The sequence below is a fragment of the Paludisphaera rhizosphaerae genome (assembly GCF_011065895.1).
In the GTDB taxonomy this organism is placed as follows: domain Bacteria; phylum Planctomycetota; class Planctomycetia; order Isosphaerales; family Isosphaeraceae; genus Paludisphaera; species Paludisphaera rhizosphaerae.
The window spans coordinates 15183-36662 of record NZ_JAALCR010000003.1; the positions used below are offsets into that span (position 1 = coordinate 15183).

Consider the following 21480-nt stretch of genomic DNA (forward strand, 5'->3'; position numbering starts at 1 on the left):
CCCCAGCGTCGAGAGCGAGCCGGACGTTGAACCCTCTGAAAATCCTGTTCATCGGCGACGTCGTCGGCGGCCCGGGCCGCAAGATCGTCTCACAGGTCCTGCCCCGGCTGATCCGTCGCTGGGGCCTCGGGCTGGTGGTCTGCAACGCCGAGAACTCCGCCGGGGGCTCCGGGCTGACGCTTCGCTGCTATGAGGAGCTGATCGACGCCGGGGTCGACGTCATGACGATGGGCGACCACGTCTATCGCAAGGACGAGATCCACCAGATCTTCGACCAGACCGACCGCGTCCTCAAGCCGGCGAACTTCCCCTCGGATTCTCCCGGCCCCGACCTGGCGCTCGTCGAGGCCCGCGACGGGACGCTCGCGGCCGTCTTCTCGGTCCTGGGACGGACCTTCATGAAGCCCGTCGACTGCCCTTTCCGGGCGGCCGACCGGGTGCTGGAGCGGATCGCCCCCTCAGTCCGGGTCGTCTTCGTCGACGTTCACGCCGAGGCCACCAGCGACAAGCAGCTCCTTGGACGCTATCTCGACGGCCGCGTTTCCGCCGTTTTGGGGACGCACACCCACGTCGCCACGGCCGACGAACAGGTGCTCCCGGGCGGCACAGCCTTTCAGGCGGACGTCGGCATGACGGGCCCCCACGACGGAATCCTCGGCCGCCGGTACGACCGGGTGTTGAGCGCCACGCTCTCAAACGTCCCCACCCACTTCGACGTGGCCGTCGGCGATCCGCGACTCAATGGAGCCCTGGTCAGCATCGATCCATCGAACGGCCGGGCGATGGCGATCCAACGCGTCTCCATCAACCAGCATGACGCCCAGCGTATCCTTAACGACGCGCCCGATCAGCCTGCCGACCCGTCGCTTCCACGGTCCTGACTCACCGCCCGTCCGCCGCGCGACGCAGCCGGATAAGCCCGCGCTCAAGGCCATCGGCCACCGCCTGTTGATCCTCAAAGGCTCGCCGTTCCAGGAACCGCCATCGCACCCAGCGCTCGCCGATCAGGACGTCTGCCAATCTCTCGAACGCCGCCGCCGCCTCCAGTTCCCCAGGCTCCAGCACGCGGAGCCGACGATAAGCCGACAGGCCCGCATCGCGAAGCTCATCACCTTCGGGACGAGGTAGCCACTCGCCCATCAGTCGAGCCAGGTCGGCGGCGATCGTCTCCACATCCATCGCCCCGAAATCGACCAGACCAACAAGCGCATCACCGGCGAACAGGAAGTGCTCCGGCCTTGCGTCGCGGAGGCAGGGTTGCAGTCGGTAGCTCATCGAACAGGCGGTGGTTACACCCGCCAGCACGTCCGGAGCGAACGCCTTCGCCAATCCCAACCACTCGAACGCGAGCCGAACGCGGGGAGTGTCGCTGTCAGCGGCGACGGCCCTTTCAAGCACGTCGAATCCACCGCCGACGAGTCGTCGCAACTCATCGCGATGGACGAGCAAGCCAGGGCTCGGCCCCAGAACCGACTCATGACGGCCGAGCCGCACGTGGAAGGCGGCCAGTCCCTCGAACGCAGCGCGGACATGCCCCACGGCGGGGGGGCCCCCCATGTCGGGCGTCCCCTTCAGCCATGGGGTCACTTCCCAGCCTCGCCCAGCGATCCACAGACACGTCGAACCGTCGTTCGCCGCGATGGGCCGAGGGACGAACGGCAGGTCGACCCCACGAAGCCACGCATGAATCCGCTCGACCCGCGAATGAGCGACGGAAGCCGGCCAGACTCGCAGCACGCGAGCTCCGCCGATAGCCTCGAATCGCCAGAGCCTCGATCCGCTGAGTCCCCCTCCGCCGCCCAGCGGGACCGGCTCAGATAGGGGACGTTCTCGCGCGGGGAACTGGTCGAGCACCTCGCGGATGGATTCGTCGCTCATTCGACGGAGCCGACGCCGGCCGTCGCCTGGCGCGGTGTCGGTTGAACCTCGCTCGCCAGACTCCGCGCCTGAAGCTCACGGAAGGCGGCGTCGAACCGCCTGCAGACCTGGGCGAGCACCTCCTTGTCGGCGGCCTGGTCGGGATGGAAGTCCGATAGGTCGATCGGAGGCCCGAACAACACCCGTGAGCGAGACGGACGCCAGAGCGAGGGGCCGATGTCGATCGTCGCAGGCGTCCCCGAGATGAACGCCGGGACGACGGGAGCCCCCGAGCGGACCGCCAGAAACGCGGCTCCCGACCGCATCGGTCCCAACGCTCGACCGGACTCGGGCGTGATCCGTCCTTCGGGGAAGACCGGCAACACCCTGCCCTCCTCCAGCGCTCTGAGGGCCGCACGCGTGGCGCGGATGTCTCGACCGTCTCGATCGACGGGGATGCAGCCCGTCCTGACGCAGAAGCGGTGGACGAGCGGAAGCTCGTACATCTCGCGGGCGATGATGAAGCCCAGCAGCCGCTGGCATCGCGCCTGGAGCAGAAGGTGATCGATGCAGCAGGTGTGATTGGCGATGAGGATCGCCGGCCCCGCATCAGGAAGCGGCGCCCAACCTTCGAAGGGCAGGCGATGCCAGACGCGGCAGTAGGTCCGGCCCAACCACCAGAGCGGTACAAGGCCCACTTCGATGTCGCCGACCCAGTAGGCTGCTCGCCGGGAAGCTGGTCGCCCCGGACGGAGCAACGCAGGCACGAGCAGCAGAGCCGCGGTCAGAACGATGAGAGTCCATGCGCTCATGGCGATCCGCCGCGGGGAAGCATCAGGAGACGAGGCGAATCCCCGTCTCCATTCATCGGACCACCCCAGGCGGCGGCAGGTCAAGTGCAGGGCTTGAGAACGCCCCGGCGAATCAGCGGAAAGCGCCGATCAAGCGGTCTGCCGGCCGGTCCGACGACGCAGCGTCAGGACGCCTCCCAGACCAGCGATCATCCAGACAGCGACGGTGGCGGGTTCGGGCACGGGGGCCGCCAGGATCTGGTCGCCGTCGAGGTGAAGCTCCTCGGCCCCCAGCAAGCCCACGCTCACGCTGCTGGCGTCGACGTTCTGGAGCAGCGAGACGGCCGACGGGCTGAAGGTGGCGTTGGAGTTGGTGAGCAAGCTCCAGTTCGCGGTCCCGGCGTCGATGTAATCCCCCGTCTGGTCCGGGTGCTGGCCGATCCCAAAGGCGTGCATCAGCTCGTGAGACACGTTGTGAGCGACGGCCCACGAGAGCTGGTCTTCGTTGCTCGCGTAGTTCAACTTGTCGATGAAGCTGAAGCCGTTGTTGCCGACGTCGGTGATCCCGATCGCGTTGGCGTTGCCCGAGTAGGAAGCCCCGGAAACGACGCTCATCATGTGCGTGGCGGGGACGTTCGGATCGGTCGTGAAGGTGAAGTCGTTGAGGCCGCTCTGAGAGAACGTCTTCTCGACCTTCGCGAGAACGTCGCTGGTGAACTGAGACTGCTCCGCCGCGGTGGGAGTTCCGCCGAAGACGGCCGACGCGGCCGGGCTCTTGAACCAGGGCTGCGGATTGCCCGAGGCCAGGTCAGAGGCCTCGGCGTAGGGGCCGGAGCCCATGTTGATGAAGGCGTCGACCTTGTTCGAGGCCGTCGTCGTGGGCGTCACCTGGGTCGCATAGGTGGCGGACGTGGTCGCAGCCTGGACCGTCGGGGCCACGCTCACGGCGGCGGGGGTCGCCGACTTCGCGACCGGAACCGAGACCGTCGTGGGGGTCGGCACGCCGTACCAGCTCGAGTTGATGTTCGTAATCGAGTTCGACGATGTCGTCGGAGCGTAGATGTTGCCCGCGTTGTTGAGCTGGTTGGCGTACCACGCGGTCAAACTGGCCTGTGAATCGAACCAGGACAAAGGCGCCGCCCCTGCGTATCCGCCCAGAGCGACCCAGGCGGCGAAGCCACCTGCCAGCGTCCTGATTCGGGCCATACAAACCTCCCTGTGACTGCTTGCGGACCGTCGTCCATGAACGGCCCGTCGGCATGCGAGTGGTTGGAGAGTTCGCCGCCACCGTCGATCGGCTACTTCGGACTTCGCGGGTGCCGTTTGGCGAGAGTCGACCCGCGAGGCGACAGCGTCCCGCGGCTCGGCTTGGCTTTGAGGCGGTCCTCTTACTTAGCAACCCGGGCGCCAAAACCTCCAACCGATGGACGCTACGCCCCGAAACGCACGTCGCGACGCCCACGGTCACAACGCAAACAATTCCATAGCATGGCTTTACGAAGATATTGCATTTTCAAGCCCGTTGTCGCTTCCACAGATCGCGATGGTCATCGAAAGACAACCGGCGCGAACTTCTTACAAAACGCCTGTAATTCGGATAATCAGAGCCATCGCAACAACCGCCCTAACCGCGACTCATGAAGGCGTCTCAAGAAAAACGAAAGCGGTATCCTCACAACGACTTAGCCCTGACGGACCGACGCCGGGAATGGGCGTTACGGCGCGCCAATTGCGGATCGCCGTGAGGAGGCGAGATTGGAGTCTGGCGATGTCGCCAGGAAGGAGAGGATTCGGTCGTTGGACCGGCGTCGAGGAAGGTGGATTTGAGGGGATCTGGCGAGGAGTGGAACCCGTCGTCATCGACGGGCGGAGGGCGATGCGGGCGGCGTCGCCCGCGGGGCTGATTCAGCGAGGTCAGGCTGCTGCGCGGGATTCGCGGTGAAGGACGCGGGCGACGTCGCCGACGGACTTCATCTCGGCGACCTCGTCGAGATCGATGCTCACGCCGTGGCGGTCTTCGATCAGCATGATGACCCGGACCATGTCCAGCGAGTCCAGGGCCAACTCCTCCAGCAGGAGCGTGTCGGCCTGGATGACCTTGGTCCTCGCCTTCTCAGACACCGAGCGGATGAGGTCAACGACGAGAGGCAGCACGCCCTCGACGTCGTTCGCGTTGGTCGGTGACGAGATCATGAGAGGACTCCTTGTCCACGAAAGAAACGGGTCGCGACGCCCATGACGACCCCGATGAGGCGTCGTTCTTTATCGGCGCTCATCCAGGGAGATCTTGAGTTCCACGGGGTTCACCTCGCTCGATCGCCGCCTGCCGCCTTTGCCTCGATGCAGGTGACGATGCAGAACTCTCTTGGGTGCAGGCAGGGCCTTGTTGAACATCTTCGACCATCGTCCTAAGATCTACGGGGGTGTCCGCGTGACGAGCCCGGCGTTTGATCGCGCCGGTCGGAGGCAACGACGCCCCGTGACGTCGGCTTCGACGTCCTCGTCCGCATCCTTCCTGATCCTAGGAGCTTGCTCGATGAAGATGGGTATCAAGGCCCTGCTGTCCGCCCCCGTCCTGGGGATCTCCCTGGCCGTCGTCGGTTGCAATCCGGAAGAGGCTCCCCCGCCGACCACCCCGCCGCCGGCCGCCACCGCTCCGGGTGCCCCGGGCGAGGCCCCCAAGGAAGCCGCCCCGAGCGCCGAGGCTCCGAAGGAGGCTCCGGCCGTCGAGCCGGCCAAGGAAGCCCCCAAGGCTCCTTGATCGACTCGGCCGAGTCCGGCCGTAATCTTCAGGCGTTCGGGGTCTCCCCCGAACGCCTTTTTTCGTTCCCGCCGCTCAGCCCAGGACCGCCGGCGTCTCCAGCGTTCCCAGCCCTTCGATGTCGATTCGAACCACGTCGCCGGATTCCAGCGTGAAGTCGTCCGGGGGGACGATCCCTGTCCCCGTGAGCAGGATGACGCCGTCAGGGAAGGTTTGGTCGCGTCCAAGCCAGGCGACGAGATCCTCGAACCGCCTTGCCATCCGGGCCGTCGACGTCTCGCCCTCAAATATGCGCGAGCCCCCGCGAACGATCTCCAGCCGGATCGAGCGATCGCGGAAGTCGTCGGCCGTCGCGAGCAGAATCCCCGGCCCCAGCGCGCAGCAGCCGTCGTAAACCTTGGCCTGCGGCAGATAAAGCGGATTCTCCCCCTCGATGTCGCGCGAGCTGACGTCGTCGCCGATCGTGAAGCCGACGATCCGCATTCGCGACGAGACCACGAGCGCCAGCTCCGGCTCCGGGACCGTCCAGCGAGCGTCGCGCCGGATTCGGATCGACTCGCCCGGGCCGACGACTCGGTGGGGGGTCGCCTTGAAGAAGAGTTCCGGGCGCTCGGCGCGATAGACGAGGTCGTAGAAGGTCGCCGCCCGCTCCGATTCTTCCTCGCGGGCCTTCTTGCTCCGCTCGTAGGTGACTCCCGCTCCCCAAACTTCCTGGCGGTCGATCGGCGCGAGGAGTCGGACGGTGGCGAGCGGAAGGCGCTCGGCGCCGGCGGAAAGGCCGCGAACGGCGGAGGCCGGATCGTCGTCGTGGAGCAGCGTCGAGAGCCGAAGCTCCCCCGAACCGAGGGCGACGACCTCGTCTCCCTCGAACAGACCGACGCGCGGGGTCGGATCCGCGCCGAGTGCATATTTCACGAGCCGCATCACGGGTTTCTCCTGGCCGAGGAAGAGGCGAGAGCGATCGACTTGCAGGCGACGCCGTCATCATACGATCATCGGAGGAGAGAAATCAGCAGGCGGGCCGCCCGGTCAGCGAGGCGGCATTCGAGGGAGCGAGGCGACGATGGCGGAATCGGTCTTCGTGGTGGGTCACGGCGCGGTCACCTGCCTGGGCATGGACATGGACTCGACCTGGAAGGGGCTCGTCGCCGGCAAGTCCGGCATCGGCCGCCACGCGTCGCTCGACCGCGACCAGTATCTCCAGGACGTCGCCGGCCTGGTTGAAGGGCTTGAGGCCGCCGTGAAGGCCGAGGACCGCGAGTTCGCCCGGCTCTCCGCCCGATTCCTCGGCCTAGGTTTGACGTCCGCCCGCGCCGCCTGGGCCGACGCCGGGCTCGACCGCGTCGAGGACCGGATCGACCGCGACCGCGTGGCCGTGGCGGTCGGCTCGGCCTTTGGCGGCATGGACTTCCTGGAGACCCAGCAGGCCCGGATGCGCAAGCGGCAGGACCTCTCGGTGAGCCCGTTCCTGGTCCCCGGCCTGCTCATCAATCAGGTCGGCGGCCAGATCTCGCAGCAGCTCAAGCTGTACGGGCCGGGAGTCGGCCCGGCCAACGCCTGCGCCTCGGGCGGTCACGCGATCATACTGGGGGCGATGATGATCAAGGCGGGCGACGCCGACCTCGCCGTCTGCGGCGCGGCCGAGAGCGCCTTCACCCCGGCGATCGTCAACGGCTTCTACACCATGAAGGCCCTGTTCGGCGCCCGCCCCGGCGATCGCGCCGAGGTCGATCCCTCCCAGGCCAGCCGCCCCTTCAGCCGCGACCGCGCCGGTTTCGTGATGTCGGAAGGGGCCGGGATCGTCGTTCTGGCCTCGGGAAGGGCCGTCGAGCGGCTGGGCCTGAAGCCCCAGGCCGAACTCGCCGGCTATGCGATGAACTCCGACGGCCACCACATGTCGACCCCCAGCCCCGACCGCATCCAGCGCTGCGTCTCCCTGGCCCTGGAAAAAGCGGGCGTCGCCCCGGACGAGGTCGACTACTACAACGCCCACGGCACCAGCACCACGATCAACGACCAGGTCGAGACGGCCGTCCTCAAACGAGTTTTCGGCGACCGCGCGCGATCCCTGCCCGTCAGTTCAATCAAGGGAGCGGTCGGCCACACGCTCGGCGCAGCCTCGGCCGTGGAAGCCGCCGCCTGCATCCGGACGCTGCGCGACCAGACGCTCCCCCCCACCGTGAACTACATCCCCGACCCAGAGCTGGATCTCGACTACGTCCCGAACGAAGCCCGTCCCGCCCGCGTCGAAACGCTGATGAGCGCCTCCTTCGGCTTCGGCGGAACGAACAACGTGCTGGTGATGCGTCCGCCTCGCGGCTGACGTCTCCTCAGGAGAACCGATCGAGGGCGATCAGCACTGCTGGAAATCCCCTAGATTTCCTGGATTTCCCTGAGATCTAGGAACCAGCCCTTTTCCGGGAACGGCCCCTTTCCGAGCCCCGTGGAATGTAGAGCCAGGATGAGCAGCATGAAGGACTCTACCGTTTGTCCAAAAAAAACTGAGTGTTGAGTTGCTCGATTTCCTGAGGACTATATTCACTCCCATCGGCCTTTTTCAGGTCCGCCATAATCGCCAACAAGTATAGGTTTGTGAAATCGAGTGATGCTGCTTGCCAATTTGAATAGTGAGAATCGGTCATTTTCGCCAAATCGCCCTTCGCCTCAGCCATAAATTTTATCATCTCTTCGGTTGTTATCTTTGCTTTTGTCTCACATTCCGCCATTTTGTGCGGCCCAAACATCGAATCGATGTAATCGGAAGGAGTAACATTGTAAAGCCGCTTTCCATAAGCAGCTTTATTTTGGACTAAATGGCTATATTTAACCATAGCATTCAGGAGATTTACATCTTGTAGCTCTGCATCCCGAATGAGAATTAAAACGAAATCAACGGTCTTCTTCATTGATTGCAGAACTTCTTTTGGGACATCCTTTAGCTTCCTGGTGTCCACACCTATGGATGATTCTAGTGGACCTGGGTTTAATTGTTCGTCAAGAATTGTTTCCCACAACTGAAAAAGAGACTTGAATCGTTGGTATGCCAGGTCTTTATCAGCTCCTTGGAGAGCGGTTTCGTGTCGACCAAGCAACTGCCCTTCAGCCAAGCTCTTTAGCATTTCCTGAATTTCCGAAGTCTTGGGCGTGTCAACGTTGATGTGAACACCGCCGCTGATATTCCCTTGATTGTTGTCCACTTTAATGTTGACTCCGCCATTCGGCTTCAATGTCTCGGACGTATCTTTAGCAGGGGAAGTTTGAGAGTTCGCGGCGTTGGTGACAGGAGAGCTTGCGGGGTGGATGGGGGCCGGCGATACGATGGCTTCCGGCCAGTACCGAGATACACTCAAAGCCAAGAAGACCGCTACAGCTAATATCGAGATAATCGAAAGCCACTTAGCGGCCGCCATGGCCGCCAGAGAATCTACTTGTTCGGGGAGAAGCTGAATCGTCTGGCCCACCGCCGGTTCCCAATCGAATGGCGGTGGGCCTATCGAGGGTCCCGTCGTTCCTTGATGGCCTCCTTCTTTCTTTATGAGGTGCCCGAGGCCCGCCGCCCTCAGTTGATCCTGGTTCTCCGGCTCGTTCCAAAACGCAAGCAGGGAGGACGTCAGGACGCCGCGATTCTGACGCTCCAAGCCGTAGTGGTGGAGGGCACAGACCTCCAGTTTCTGCGTCAGGCAGGGAGAACCGGAGGACCCAGGTTCGGTGTTCACGGTGTAAGTGACGCGGTTCGGCTCCCACTGTTTTCGCTGGGTCACCGAGCCGAAAGCCAGCTTCATAGGCTCGGCTTCGGGGTGCTGCAGGATGAGAATCGGTTCATAATCCTCGAATTCATGGGCGACGGGGGTGACGAATCCGCGAGGCTTCCCATCAACAAGCTCATCCCCTGGTCGACCTTCGCTGCTATCAAGCTTGAGGAGGGCGAAATCGAGTCGGCCCATCGGGCTGCGAAGGATTCCAAATTCCTTCGCAAGCCTGTATTCCTTGCCACTCGCGACCCCCTTAGAGGTCTCTACGTAATCGAATCGAACTTTCACCTCTGTAGCTCTGTCTGGCTGGTCCCAGAAACCTGACCGACCGTCGAGACCGCTTGCGACGTGGTCGTTCGTTAGCACCACATCCGACCCAATAAGGAAGCCGGTTCCGTATCCCGTAGGGCTCTCAATCCGGCAGACCACTCGCGTCAGGACGTCAAGCTCGCCCAGCCACTTCCGGACGTCCTCGAAACTGACGTTCTGGAATAGTTTCCCTTCGGGGTAGCCGAGCTCGGTTTTGGCCGAGGCGGGAAGGAGCCGGGGGAGGAAATCGAAGTAGCTCCCAACGAATTCGGCGACTTCCGCCAACTCAGGGTTTTCCGGAGCCTCCTTGGCCGCCGCTTTCAGAAGTTTCGTGAGCTGGTTTCGCCCGGTGGCATCTTTGAGCAAAGTCTGGATGCGATATTCATACGTCCCTTGGTAGTCGGCGAAGTCTATACCTATGTTGGCGTTCGACACGACGAGGTCGAGTCCGTTCGACGCCGCCGGAAACGCTTCCTTCAAGGCATCCCGGAACTTCTTAAGGTCTTCGCCACTGAATTTCATGGGATTTGCCAGGGCTGAAGATGATGTCCCAGGGCCAGTGGAAAGATGTGGCGGCCTCGGATTGAGTTTCGAGGTTATCCGGCGGCCGCTTGCTGGACAAGGGATCGATCCTTCGCCGGCTCCTCAAGGGCGGCCTTGAGCACCCAGGGGGGCCAAAAGGTGTCGCTCTTAAAGGGGGGCCAAAAGGTGTCGCTCTTAAGGGGGGCCAAAAGGGGGGGGCCAAAAGGTGTCGCTCTTGGGGGGCCAAAAGGGGGGGCCAAAAGGTGGGGCCAAAAGGTGTCGCTCTTAATATCGCCGGCAAGCTAGGCGAAATCGGGTGCCTTCGTCTCGTCTGATCCCTAACAGACGACGCAGTCATGCACACACGATCGAGGAGACCTTGCTCCTCAAGTACGCAAAACACTGAGAATAGACAGGAAAACAACCACCCAGACTGCCTGCAACACCGGATTTAGAGGCCTAGCTCTCTAGGTGCAGGAGCCTTGGGGCTCTTACCGCTTCAAACCATCGGTGCGATACCGGTCAAAGACGCCGCTTCAAGGCCTCGCCATTGACGGGGGCCTTGCTCAGCGTCGCGAAGAAGCGATCGGCCAGGTTCCTGGCGGCTTCGATGGTCTTTTTGAAGTCGCTCTCGGAGTGGCTGCTCGGCTGAATGGGCCTCGCGGCGAATTGCGTCGTCGCGTCGCCTGTGTCGAACGTCCAGGTCAGGACGTCGGTCTCGATGAGGTCCTGGTTCACTGGCCGCTTGTCGCCGAGCAGCGATCCGAGGAACGACATAACTCCGTCTTTCAGGCGCCAGTGACGGCGGACCCAGGTCATCCGGCCCGCGATTTTGTCAGACGCGCCGAGCGGCTCACCGAACCCTGAGCGGGCGAGCCATAACCTCAGCATCTGCAGGTTGTCGCGGGAGGCGGCGAAACCAGGGAAGCCGAAGTCGGCGTCAAGGCGGTAGCGAGACGCGTCGGGGTTCCTGCTCGGTTCGAGCCCGACCGCGAAAGCCAGCGGCGCGAGGTCGAACTTGATCTGGTCGTGAAGCCCCACCTCGGCGGTGAAACGCTCCTCGCCGAAGCGGCCGCCACAGTAGCCGAATGCGAGGTGTCGCCAATCGAGTTGCTCGGGGCCGACCCCGCCGACGCCCGTGCCGCCGCCACCAAAGGTGATTCCCGAATCCCCATCGGCGCTCTGCAAAGACGGCCACTGGGGAGCAGGCCGGTGTGTCGCCGCATCGAGGAGGGTGGACACCAGGAGCGACTGCGTGGCGACGGTATGGTCTTTGAGCAGGGCGAGAATGCCTGCGGCATACTGCCTCTTCTGCATGCACTGCCCCCTATTCGGAGAGCGAGCCTCGAAAGATGGACGTCCTCAAAAGGTCACACCAACGCTGGCAAGCATCGCGTCGATCCGTTTCAGCTCCTCCTCCAATGCCATCCAGCCGCCGACGTGCCGCCTGAACCGCTTCGAGGATGGCCTGGGCTCATTCGAGGGCGGCCTGGGGCCAAGCTCGGTTGTTGGATGTCACTGGGCCCGCGACGTCGAGGTTGGTGGGCGTCGCCGTCCCAGATCACCCGAATTCTTCGTTCCTCGACCGACCTCGCTTATCCTAACCGCTTCCACCATCACATTCATCGAATCCGAATCCGTCGACCAGTCCTCGGCTCGTTTTCTTCAAACGCGATCGCGTTCTCGGAACCATATCTACCTGGATACCTCCCCCCGGAGCGTCCTACGACCCCGAGGCATCACCGTTGCCGACGTGCCAAATGAAGGGAGACGAAACGAGCGACCCAGCAGAAATCGCCAAACGAAGCCAAACTCCAGAATCACCACAAATCCAATGACGACAAACCTTTGAACGACCCACAGAGGATCATCCGCCTCGGCGAACGAACCCGTCTCGAACCCAAACGCGTCGCGCGACGGTGAATGAAAACGGCGACGCAGCGTCCGGCTCCTTGGCAATTCGGCATGAGCGAAGAGACCGCCGCGCGGAGCTTGCGAAAGCGCGCGATCGAAGCCGCGAGCATTCCATCCACAAGAACCTTGACATCAACGACTTGCGTTCTCACCAAAGGAGAATCCACGGCGCGAAGGAACCCAAAATCGAAGCCGATCTGAAGGTTCAGCCCGAGGCGGCCGGGTCGGATTTTGACGTTGCCCGCCAAGGCCGGTCGTGCCACACTCCCGCCCGGCCGGAGGCTCCGCCGACGTCACGGCGACGTCGCGCGATGGTCTCGGCCGCGCCAGGGAAGGGCTGAGGTGACGTCGATGGATCGACGCGGGGTCAAGGTGCGCAAGCGGTTCCTGCGAGGGGCCCTACCGCTGGTCCGGTTGCTGCCGCTCCCCACCGCCGCACGGATTGTTTCGGGGATCGGCCGGTTGGAACATCGAATGAACCGGGGGCTCCGGCTCCGGTTCGATGAGGCCGTTGCGAGGGGCGGTCGGATCCTGGGCTGCGACTGGGACGTGCCGGCGGTCAGCAACCAGCTTGCCGGCAATCACATCCTGTGGCGGTCGCGCGACATGCTCGTCGACGTCGCCTCCAACGCCCGGGCCCTGGCGATGTTCGAAGTCGAGGGTCGCGAGCATCTCGACGCCGCCGTGGCGGGCGGAAAAGGCTGCATCGTTCTGACCAGCCATTTCGGCGCCCACATGCTGCCGGCCCACTGGCTCTACCGAAACGACTACCCGGTCAAGCTCTACATGGAGAAGCCCCGGAGCGTCTCACGGTACATGGCGTCTCGGTTCGACCACGAAGGACCGTTGAGCCAGGACAAACTGTTCATCTCCCGCAAAGGCGACGCTTCCGACGCGGCCAGCAGCATTCTCCGCGCGGCCCGCGTTCTAAAGTCGGGAATGCTCCTGTTCCTCGCCGGCGACGTCCGATGGACCGGCCGCCTCACCGCCGAAGGCCGCTTTCTTGACCGCCGCCACCACTTCTCCACGACGTGGATCGCCCTGGGGGCGATGTCGCAGGCCCCGGTCGTGCCCGTCTTCTGCAGGGTGGGCGAGGACGCTCGCTATCACATGGAATTCCGGCCCTCGTTCGTCCTGCCGCGCGACGCCCAGGACGACGCCAAGGCCGGCGAGCACGTCCAGCGCTTTCTGGATATGCTCCAGGAACAGGTCCGCCGTTATCCGGCCGACAGCAACGAATACCTCTTCTGGGAGGACGGGGTCGCCGCCTGAGTCGCGGGGCGAACCCGCGAGGCTCCTGACGCGTCCGACACGCAACCCCGGCGCCGGGCGAGCTTGACAGTCCCCAAAGCGCCGATAGAGTACCCCTGGATCCACCCGATAGGTCTTTGCGCGAAGCGTCTGTTCACGATGACACTATCAACACCCCTCAGCGCGGCTACGGCCCGCACCAGCGCCCCCACAATCAGCAGCCTGATGAAGCTTGCGCTGGAGCGTCCGGAGATTGTTTCGCTGGCGGCGGGTTTCGTGGACCAGCAGTCGTTGCCGGTGGAGATCTCGGCCCGAGCCGCGGCGCAGGTCCTCGGCGACGAACCGGCGGGCAAGGCGGCGCTCCAGTACGGCACGACGATCGGCGACGAGGCCCTTCGCGCCATCATCGTCGAACGACTGGAAGTCCAGCACGGCGTCCCTCCCGGAACCTATCGACAGGCCGTCAACCGCACGGTCCTGACGACGGGGTCGGCCCAGTTGATCTACCTGATCGGCGAGGCGCTGCTGGATCCCGGCGATATCGTCATCGTCGAATCGCCCACGTATTTCGTCTTCCTCGGTCCTCTGGAGACCCGAGGCGCCCGCGCGGTGCGCACGCCGATCGACGGCGACGGGCTGCGGCTGGACGAGTTGGAGCGGACGTTCGAGAGGCTTCGCGAGGAGGGCTCGCTCGATCGGGTGAAGCTCGTCTACACGATCCCCGAACACGCCAACCCCACGGGGATCAGCCTGGCGATCGACCGCCGCAAGGGGCTCCTCGACCTGGTCCGCCGCTGGTCGGAGACCGCGGGACATCGGATCCACATCCTGGAGGACTCGGCCTACCACGGGCTCTCCTACGGACGCCCAGAAGCCGACAGCCTCTGGAGCCGCGACCCCGAGGGTGAGTCGGTCATCCTGGCACGGACGTTCAGCAAGACGTTCAGCCCGGGCATGAAGCTCGGTTACGGCGTGCTGCCGAAGGATCTGGTCGATCCGGTCCTGACGCTCAAGGGGAACCACGATTTCGGGACGTCCAACTTCGTCCAGAAGCTCGTCCGGCTCGTCCTCGCCAACGGCGACTACGACCGCCACGTCGAACGACTCAAGACAGTGTACGCCCGTAAGCGAGACGTGTTCGTGGAGGCGATCGAGCGTTACTTCGAGCCGATCCGCGATCGGGTGACATGGACCAAGCCGAGCGGCGGGCTTTACGTCTGGATGTCGCTGCCGGAGGATGTCGATACAGGATTCGACGGTCCTCTGTTCTCACGCTGTCTGGCCGAGCGTGTGATCTACGTGCCGGGCGAGTACGCCTTCGCCCCCGAGCCGACCCCACCGCCTAAACACCACCTGCGACTCTCGTTCGGCGTCCCCGACGAGGCCGCGCTGGTCGAAGGGGCGAGGCGACTCGCGGAGGCCGTTCGGGTCACGTTGGGATAGGTCGAGAGAAGGAAGACGGGCCCCGCCGGGACGGCGCGAGGCCGCGGATGATGGAGGACGAGCCCCTTCCCAGGGGGCATGGAAGCTGGTCTGGGAGGTCTCGCCTTGGGAATCCTTCAACGCTACGTCTGGGGAGAGGTGTTCCGCGCCTTCGCGATGGCGCTGATCACCATGACCTGCATTTTCGTGCTGTTCATGGTGGCGGCCCAGGCGATGGGGAGCGGCATGCTCACCCCCCGCGACGTCGTCCGGCTGGTCCCCTATATCGTCCCCAGCACCCTCCCCTACACCACGCCGGTCTCGCTGCTCTTCGCCGTGACCGTCGTCTACGGCCGAATCGCCGGCGACAACGAGATCATCGCCGTGAAATCGGCCGGCGTCAGCGTGATGACCGTCATCTGGCCGACGATCTTCCTGGGCGCCGCCGTCAGCGGCGTCCTCTGGTACATGAGCCGGACGTGGATTCCATCGAGCGCTCACGAGGCCAAGCTGGTCCTCTTCCGCGACATGGAAGACGTCGTCTACAAGTTCCTCAAGCGGGACAAGCAGTTCTCCCTCCCAGGCAGCCCGATCACGATCAAGGTCCAGGACGTCGAGGAACGGAAGCTCATCAAGCCGGTCTTCCGCAAGAAGGAGAAGCAACCGGACGGCTCCGAGACGTACTCGATGACCATCCAGGCCAAAGCCGCCTGGCTCCACTTCGACATTGACCGCAAGGTAGTCGTCGTCGAACTGGAAGAGGGAGTCACCCAGAAGCACGGCGGCGACCAGGAAGCCGCCATCCTCCCCGAGAAGGGGCAGAGCTTCGACTTCCCGCTCCCCGAGCAGAACAACAAGATGATCAGCAACAAGGCGATCCAGGAGTTCACCAACGCCGAGATCGACACCGAGTTGGTGGACGTCCGCTCTCATCTGGTCAACGACCGCAAACGTCAGGCGATCGCCGCCGGAATGCTCTTCGCCGCCGGTAACATCGGCGACGTGAAGTGGGGCGACGTCCACGAAGCGTTCACGCAGAACAGCTACTACAAGAAACGCGAAAACGAGCTGGGGACGGAAAAGCAGCTTCGGACCTCGATGGCCTTCGGCAGCCTGCTGTTCGTCGTCCTTGGGACGCCCGTGGGGATCCGGTTCGCCAAGCGCGACTTCCTCAGCGCGTTCATGACGTGCTTCCTGCCCATCATCGGCCTGTACTACCCCCTGATGCTGCTGGGCATCAACGTGGGCAAGGAGGGGACGATCGGTCCGAACTCGTACATGGCCCTCTGGATCAGCAATCTCGTCCTGGCCCTGTTGGCCGGCTGGGTGTATCCGCGGATCATCAAATACTGATCCATTCAACGCCCGGTGGGAGGGACGCGTCGTGCGAATCCTGGATCGTCAGCGGTACTGGGCCTTCCTCAAGGCCTATTTCACCTGCTACATCTCGTTCGTCGGCCTCTGGGTCGTACTCGACGCCTTCTCGAACGTCGATGAGTTCACCAAGCGCACTGTGGGTTTCGGCCAGCTCATCACGGAGATGGGGAAGTATTACCTCGTCCGGCAGTCTGAGTACTTCGACCGCCTCGGCGGCGTCATCAGCATGATGGCGGCGATCTTCACCGTGACCTGGATGCAGCGAGCCAACGAGCAACTCGCGATGCTCGCCGCCGGGGTCAGCACGCATCGAATGATCCGGCCCGTGATCGTCTCCTCGATCCTGGTGAGCTTCCTCTCGATCGCCAATCAAGAGGTCATCATTCCCAGATACGCGGAGCAGCTCCAGCGATCGCACGCCGACGACGGCACGAGCGAGGTCGACGTCAAGACGACGCCCAGCGACGGCCGCGGCCTGATCTACGCCGGCCGACTGGCCGACCGGAAGCACCAGACGATCCTGGAACGATTCAACGTCACCGTCCCGTTCCAGATCTACGGCACGATCCGCGACATCGACGGCCGCCAGGCGACTTACATCCCGCGCGACCACCCGACCTCCCCCCTCAAGGAAGGGTGGCTGATCCGCGCGGCCCGGATCTCGCCGCCGCTCTCGGACGAGGAGTTGGCGAAACCGGACTCGATCGTCGAGAAGGTGACGGACCTCAAGGGCTTTCCGCCTCCGGTTGGCGACCCCGCCAAACTCAGCGGCGATCTCGTCCTCTTCGTCCACACCCCGCTCTCGTTCGACGCCATGATCCGGAAGTCGAGCTGGTATCAGTACGGGTCGATGCGCGACCTGATCGGCGGCCTCATCGATCCATCAACCGGCCAGAAGAACGGCGACATCGAAGTCGCGATCCACTCGCGGTTCATGCGTCCCTTCCTGGCGCTGACGCTGATGTTCATGAGCCTGCCGCTGGTCCTTGGCGGTTACGGCCGGAATATGTTCATCAACCTGGGTTTCGCTCTGGGGAACTCGGCCCTGTTCTACGGGTTCGGGATCGTCTGCCAGTTCCTCGCCAGCGACGCCGTCCTCTCCCCTGCCCTGGCGGCCTGGCTTCCGCTCTTCGTCTTCGGCCTGTTGGCGACCCACCGCTGGGGCCAGATCCGAACCTGACACAGCCGGTCAAACCGCAATCGACTGGGGGTCGGTCGGGTCGATTCTCTCGAACGCCCCCGAGGGTAAGCGTCGCCAGACGCCGGTCGGGCCGAAGTCGACGTAGAGGAGCCCGTCACGCGCGACCGCGAGCGATTCAGGGTTCGCCGCATTGATCTGCGTGAGCCCCGTCGCTGAGGTCCAGCTCCACAACCCGCTCCCCCCGAAGTCGACGTACAGCGACCCGTCGGGCGCCGCTGCCATGGCCTCCGGATTCGTCTTGTTGATCTGAGTGAATCCGCTGCCGTAGACGTAGTGCCACAGACCGAACGACCCGAAGTCGACGAAGACCGAGCCGTCGCTCGCCGCGGCCAGCGACTCAGGGTTGGCCGCAAGGATCTGCTTGAGTCCAGAGCCGTCGCGCCGCCACAGACCAAACGACCCGAAGTCGACGTACAGCGTCCCGTCGGATGCGACGACCATGCTCTCGGGGTTGGCCCCGTTGATCAGCTTGAGCCCGGAACCGTCGCGCCGCCACAGACCGAAGCGGCCGAAATCGACGTACAAGGTCCCATCCGGCGCCGCAGCGAAGCCTTCAGGATCGGCCCCGTTGATGAGCTTGAGCCCGGAGCCGTCGCGCCTCCAGAGGCCGAACCGGCCGAAATCGACGTAGAGGGAACCGTCGGGCGCCGCGAGGATATTCTCCGGGTTGGCTGCAATGATCTGCGTCATCGCCCCGCCGGCCCAGCGCCAGAGGCCGTTGACGCCGTAGTCGACGTAGACGACGCCGTCTCGACCCACCGCGACCCCTTCAGGGTCGGCGCCGTTGATCTTGGCGAGGCCGACGCCCGCGGTCCAGGCCCAGAGACCGGCTGAACCGCGATCGAAATAGATGTTCGGCAAGGCCGGGCCGGCGGTCCCCTGGGGATCGTCGACGATCGTCACGCGAAGGGAAGACGACTGGCTGAGAGCCAGGCCGGAAGGATTACTGAGCTGAACCAGGAACGTCTCATCCTTCTCCGCGAGGGCGTCGCGGAGGATCGGGACATTGATATACGCCGAGGACTGCCCTGCCGCGAAGGTCAGCACGCCGGCGACGCTCGTGTAGTCGGCCCCGGCGGTGGCCGTTTCGGAAGTCGTCTGATAGGCGACGCTGGCGGCGGAAGACGCGTCGCCGCCGCGGACGACCTGAATCGTCGCGACTCCGCTCCCCTCGCCGAGCCGCACGTCGGTCGTCTTGAAACCGACGCTCGGCAGGTCGGCGAAGGCCTGGAGATAGACCTCGCCCAAACTCTGATCGAGGCCGCTGACTCCCCAACTCACCTGAAAGCCCGACCCCGAAGTCGGGGCCACGCGGAGCAGCGACCGCGTGGTACCGGGCAGATCGGGCATCGCGATCCTGCCGGTGAGCGGGTTCCCGTTCACGTCCAGAATTTGGTAGTCGACGGAATCGGTCTTCCCAACGCGCTTGATCGTGACCTCGACGAGGTTGCCGTTCTTCAACTGGGCCACCGTCCCCAGGTCGTCGTCCGTCGTCATCGGGAAGAAGGTGATCTGCGAACCCTGGGGCACGCCCGCAGCGTCGAAGCGACGGCCGACGAGCGAGTACTTCTGCGGGTAAGTGTTGGAGTAGACGTACCATGTGGCCAGGAAACCACCGTCCGCGAGAGGCGTCACCTCGGGCGTCATTCCAACCGCATCGAAGAAGGAGATCGCGTCATCGACCTCGATCAGGTTGATGTCGGCTCCGATCTGCTGACCGTCAGGTCCGATCAGGCGGATCATCCCACGGCCGTCATATTTCGACACGAGGTTTGAGATCGCCCGCGTCCGCACGTCCATCCAGGCCATGACCGAAACGCCCCCCGTCGTCCGGGCAGTCGGGAACGGATGGACGGAGTTGTTTCGATAGGCCCAGGCGTCGTCGGCACGAGGGATGCTCGCGTCGACGACCAGGGAGCCCGTCGCGTCGAAGCGGCGATAACTGGTCTGGTACGACTGCTGCTGAATCAGGGTGAATCCGCCGTCCGGCGCCACTTGCATGTCATAGTCATCGGCGTATTCCACCGTCCCGGGCAGAGCGACGTTGCCGCCGACCTTGGCCCCGGTCGCATCATAGCGCTGGTAGAACTGGACGAGACCGGACGGGTTGGCCTGAGTGTCCTTCCAGGAGATCAAGACGTCCCCCTGCGCGTCCGAGCCGATCCGGGGGAACATCTGGTTCCCCACCGTCGTCGTGTTCACCCGGAACTGGTCGCCAAGCGGCTTCCCAGCAGCGTCGAGACGTCGGGCGTAGATGCCGTAACCGTCGCCGTCGAGGCCGTAATCCTCCCACACGATGGTCGTCACGCCGTCCGGGCCGACCGTCGTCCTCGCCTGATACTGACCTCCTGTCAACACCTGATTCACCTGATACGCGGCGACTGTCGGCGCGTAGGCCATCAATTCGCGTCTCTCAAGCTCAACGCATTCGACGACGAACCGGGGGCGCAGTTTCGCCTGGCGTCCGTTCCAAAACCGACTCATGCCGAGACTCCGCGAATCGACGGCCTCGGCGCGCGGAGACATCCGGCGGACCAAGGGCCAGGGTGAAATCGAATGATGCTATGTGGAGACGATTTGCGAAAAAGCTTGGGAGCATGATCCTAGTCGATCGCGGCCCTTCGATTCAAGAGGCCCATCGACGGATTCACAGGTCAACCGCGTGACATGTTCCAGATGAGCCAAAGGCTCAGCGCCACGCCGAGGCCGTAGCCGACCTGGGCGAGCGACGTCGCGCCGGCGTGGTAGATCAGCGACGAGGAGACCAGCAGACCGGCGACCACGATGCCGCCGGCGAGAGTGTTGGCCGCCCGGGTGAGCTGCTTGACGAGTCGTTCAAAGCCCTGGAGGTCGAACTTGACGTTCAGCTCGCCCCGTTTGATGGACTCCAACGAATGGCTCAACAAATCGGGCAGGAGCATGGCGATCCGCTGAACGTCCTGCGCGGTGGTCGTCGCCTGGCTGAGAAGTCGCCCCGGACTGAAGCGACGGATCGCCAGCTTGCGGAGGATCGGCTGCAACTGACCGGCGATATCGAACTGCGGGTCGAGGGCGCGGCCGGTGCTTTCGATCGTCACCAGCGAGCGGATCAGCAACACAAGGTCGGGCGGGATCTGAAGCCGATGACGCCGGATCAGAGCGACAAGCTCGCCCAAGAGCACGCCGAGGTTGATCGTCGCCAGCGAGAGGTCGCAATACGTTTGAACCAACTCGGCGACGTCCCGCCGCAACTCACGAAGGTCAACGGAATCGCCGCGAATTTCAAGGTCGTCGAGCGCCTTGAGGACCTGATCGACGTCCTGCCCCATCAGGGCCAGCAGAAGGTCGGCGATCCGCTCGCGGGTCCGCCGATCGAGCTGACCGAACATGCCGTAGTCAAGCGGCGCAACCACGCCGCCGGGAAGGACGCGGAGATTGCCCGGATGCGGATCGGCGTGGAAGAAGCCGAACTGGAAGATCTGCTTGATGAGAGCACGCGCCCCCGAGACGGCCACATCGGCCGGATCGAGCCCAAGCTCGCGGATCCCCGCGACGTCGTCGACGCGAACGCCCTCGATGAACTCCATCGCAATGACGCGGGACGTGGAAAACTCCTCGACGACGAAAGGCACATGGACCATCGGGTCCTTGGCGAACTGGGCCTGGCAGCGTTTGATGGTCCGCAACTCGACGCTGAAGTCGAGTTCACGTTTGATGGTCCGCTCGAATTCACGGACCAAGGTCGTCGGCCGGTAAACGGCCAGCGCCGGCAGATGGCGTTCGGCGAGTTGGGCGAGGTTCTTGAGGATGTCGAGGTCGGCCGCAACGATCTTGTGGAGGTCGGGCCGGCGGATCTTCAAGGCGACGACCCGGCCGTCGTGGAGGACCGCACGGTGGACCTGGGAGATCGACGCCGAGGCGATCGGCGTGGGATCGACCGAGACGAAGCAGGCGTCGAGCGACCGCCCATACTCCTCGACGAGAATCGCCTCGGCCTGCTCCGCGGGGAACGGTCGCACGTCGTCCCGGAGAGCGGCGAGTTCCTCGGTGTAGCTCTCTGGCAAGAGGTCGGGACGGGTCGAGAGAAGTTGGCCCAGCTTGACGAAGGTCGGCCCGAGTTCCTCGCAGATCAGCCGGACCCGGCGAGGCCGAGGGAGATTTGAGGCCTCATCCCCCAAAGCGGCGCGTTCGAGAGGTCGAACGATGGTCTCCAGGCGCAACGCGGCGACCACGTCTTGATAGCCGTACCGCGCCAGAGTCGCGAGGATCTGCCGATAGCGGGGTAAATCGCGGAGATGTCCGACCGTCTCTCGAATCAAGGAAGCCGCCCTGAACGGGATCGAG

Annotated in this window: 16 protein-coding genes; 7 read left to right on the forward strand and 9 right to left on the reverse strand. The window is 64.1% G+C overall.

What is annotated here, in order from left to right; translation table 11 throughout:
* Positions 1 to 35: 35 nt before the first annotated feature.
* Complete coding sequence (locus tag G5C50_RS04745) at positions 36 to 881, forward strand: TIGR00282 family metallophosphoesterase (protein ID WP_165066488.1); 846 nt, start codon at positions 36 to 38, stop codon at positions 879 to 881.
* Between the two features lies 1 nt (position 882).
* On the opposite strand, the gene G5C50_RS04750 is transcribed toward G5C50_RS04745, so the two are convergent.
* From G5C50_RS04750 to G5C50_RS04765, 4 genes are all read right to left on the reverse strand, one after another.
* Positions 883 to 1878 (reverse strand): phosphotransferase enzyme family protein, encoded by a 996-nt coding sequence (locus G5C50_RS04750; protein WP_165065773.1) that lies wholly within the window; start codon positions 1876 to 1878, stop codon positions 883 to 885.
* On the reverse strand, positions 1875 to 2669 hold the full coding sequence (locus G5C50_RS04755) for a lysophospholipid acyltransferase family protein (RefSeq protein ID WP_165065776.1): 795 nt from the start codon (positions 2667 to 2669) through the stop codon (positions 1875 to 1877). The genes G5C50_RS04750 and G5C50_RS04755 overlap by 4 nt, the downstream gene beginning before the upstream one ends.
* A gap of 129 nt (positions 2670 to 2798) precedes the next feature.
* Positions 2799 to 3854 carry a hypothetical protein gene (locus G5C50_RS04760; protein WP_240906966.1) on the reverse strand — a complete coding sequence of 352 codons (1056 nt, stop codon included), beginning with the start codon at positions 3852 to 3854 and terminating at the stop codon, positions 2799 to 2801.
* Positions 3855 to 4562: 708 nt separating this feature from the next.
* Positions 4563 to 4841, reverse strand: a complete 279-nt coding sequence (locus tag G5C50_RS04765; RefSeq protein ID WP_165065778.1) for an acyl carrier protein — start codon at positions 4839 to 4841, stop codon at positions 4563 to 4565.
* 343 nt (positions 4842 to 5184) lie between these two features.
* On the opposite strand from G5C50_RS04765, the gene G5C50_RS32215 reads away from it, so the two are divergent.
* Entirely contained in the window at positions 5185 to 5409 is a 225-nt protein-coding gene (locus tag G5C50_RS32215; RefSeq protein ID WP_206107581.1) for a hypothetical protein, read from the forward strand.
* A 75-nt stretch (positions 5410 to 5484) separates the two neighbouring features.
* Here the strand turns inward: G5C50_RS32215 and G5C50_RS04775 are convergent, their stop codons facing one another.
* Entirely contained in the window at positions 5485 to 6333 is an 849-nt protein-coding gene (locus G5C50_RS04775) for a fumarylacetoacetate hydrolase family protein (RefSeq protein ID WP_165065781.1), read from the reverse strand.
* 139 nt (positions 6334 to 6472) lie between these two features.
* On the opposite strand from G5C50_RS04775, the gene G5C50_RS04780 reads away from it, so the two are divergent.
* Positions 6473 to 7732 carry a beta-ketoacyl-[acyl-carrier-protein] synthase family protein gene (locus G5C50_RS04780; RefSeq protein ID WP_165065784.1) on the forward strand — a complete coding sequence of 420 codons (1260 nt, stop codon included), beginning with the start codon at positions 6473 to 6475 and terminating at the stop codon, positions 7730 to 7732.
* Between the two features lie 157 nt (positions 7733 to 7889).
* Here G5C50_RS04780 and G5C50_RS04785 read toward each other — a convergent pair whose 3' ends face one another.
* A complete protein-coding gene (locus G5C50_RS04785) occupies positions 7890 to 9992 on the reverse strand; it encodes a trypsin-like peptidase domain-containing protein (protein ID WP_165065787.1) in 2103 nt (700 codons plus the stop codon).
* A gap of 522 nt (positions 9993 to 10514) precedes the next feature.
* The gene (locus tag G5C50_RS04790) at positions 10515 to 11309 is read right to left on the reverse strand and encodes a hypothetical protein (RefSeq protein WP_165065789.1); all 795 of its coding nucleotides are present in this window, start codon (positions 11307 to 11309) and stop codon (positions 10515 to 10517) included.
* A 948-nt stretch (positions 11310 to 12257) separates the two neighbouring features.
* On the opposite strand from G5C50_RS04790, the gene G5C50_RS04795 reads away from it, so the two are divergent.
* From G5C50_RS04795 to G5C50_RS04810, 4 genes are all read left to right on the forward strand, one after another.
* Complete coding sequence (locus tag G5C50_RS04795) at positions 12258 to 13178, forward strand: lysophospholipid acyltransferase family protein (RefSeq protein ID WP_165065792.1); 921 nt, start codon at positions 12258 to 12260, stop codon at positions 13176 to 13178.
* A 138-nt stretch (positions 13179 to 13316) separates the two neighbouring features.
* A complete protein-coding gene (locus G5C50_RS04800; RefSeq protein ID WP_165065795.1) occupies positions 13317 to 14600 on the forward strand; it encodes an aminotransferase-like domain-containing protein in 1284 nt (427 codons plus the stop codon).
* Between the two features lie 105 nt (positions 14601 to 14705).
* Positions 14706 to 15932 (forward strand): LptF/LptG family permease, encoded by a 1227-nt coding sequence (locus tag G5C50_RS04805; RefSeq protein WP_165065798.1) that lies wholly within the window; start codon positions 14706 to 14708, stop codon positions 15930 to 15932.
* Between the two features lie 31 nt (positions 15933 to 15963).
* A complete protein-coding gene (locus G5C50_RS04810) occupies positions 15964 to 17136 on the forward strand; it encodes an LptF/LptG family permease (protein ID WP_165065801.1) in 1173 nt (390 codons plus the stop codon).
* Between the two features lie 9 nt (positions 17137 to 17145).
* On the opposite strand, the gene G5C50_RS04815 is transcribed toward G5C50_RS04810, so the two are convergent.
* Positions 17146 to 19641: a Calx-beta domain-containing protein gene (locus G5C50_RS04815; protein ID WP_165065804.1), complete on the reverse strand. Its 2496-nt coding sequence runs from the start codon at positions 19639 to 19641 to the stop codon at positions 17146 to 17148.
* Between the two features lie 170 nt (positions 19642 to 19811).
* A complete protein-coding gene (locus G5C50_RS04820) occupies positions 19812 to 21455 on the reverse strand; it encodes an ABC1 kinase family protein (protein WP_165065807.1) in 1644 nt (547 codons plus the stop codon).
* Positions 21456 to 21480 lie beyond the last annotated feature (25 nt).

Bases quoted from the DNA above. Each gene is read 5' to 3' on its own strand.
- G5C50_RS32215 (WP_206107581.1), top strand. From the start codon at position 5,185: ATGAAGATGGGTATCAAGGCCCTGCTGTCCGCCCCCGTCCTGGGGATC.
- G5C50_RS04785 (WP_165065787.1), bottom strand. From the start codon at position 9,992: ATGAAATTCAGTGGCGAAGACCTTAAGAAGTTCCGGGATGCCTTGAAG.
- G5C50_RS04755 (WP_165065776.1), bottom strand. From the start codon at position 2,669: ATGAGCGCATGGACTCTCATCGTTCTGACCGCGGCTCTGCTGCTCGTG.
- G5C50_RS04775 (WP_165065781.1), bottom strand. From the start codon at position 6,333: ATGCGGCTCGTGAAATATGCACTCGGCGCGGATCCGACCCCGCGCGTC.
- G5C50_RS04815 (WP_165065804.1), bottom strand. From the start codon at position 19,641: ATGAGTCGGTTTTGGAACGGACGCCAGGCGAAACTGCGCCCCCGGTTC.
- G5C50_RS04750 (WP_165065773.1), bottom strand. From the start codon at position 1,878: ATGAGCGACGAATCCATCCGCGAGGTGCTCGACCAGTTCCCCGCGCGA.
- G5C50_RS04790 (WP_165065789.1), bottom strand. From the start codon at position 11,309: ATGCAGAAGAGGCAGTATGCCGCAGGCATTCTCGCCCTGCTCAAAGAC.
- G5C50_RS04800 (WP_165065795.1), top strand. From the start codon at position 13,317: ATGACACTATCAACACCCCTCAGCGCGGCTACGGCCCGCACCAGCGCC.
- G5C50_RS04765 (WP_165065778.1), bottom strand. From the start codon at position 4,841: ATGATCTCGTCACCGACCAACGCGAACGACGTCGAGGGCGTGCTGCCT.
- G5C50_RS04780 (WP_165065784.1), top strand. From the start codon at position 6,473: ATGGCGGAATCGGTCTTCGTGGTGGGTCACGGCGCGGTCACCTGCCTG.
- G5C50_RS04795 (WP_165065792.1), top strand. From the start codon at position 12,258: ATGGATCGACGCGGGGTCAAGGTGCGCAAGCGGTTCCTGCGAGGGGCC.
- G5C50_RS04760 (WP_240906966.1), bottom strand. From the start codon at position 3,854: ATGGCCCGAATCAGGACGCTGGCAGGTGGCTTCGCCGCCTGGGTCGCT.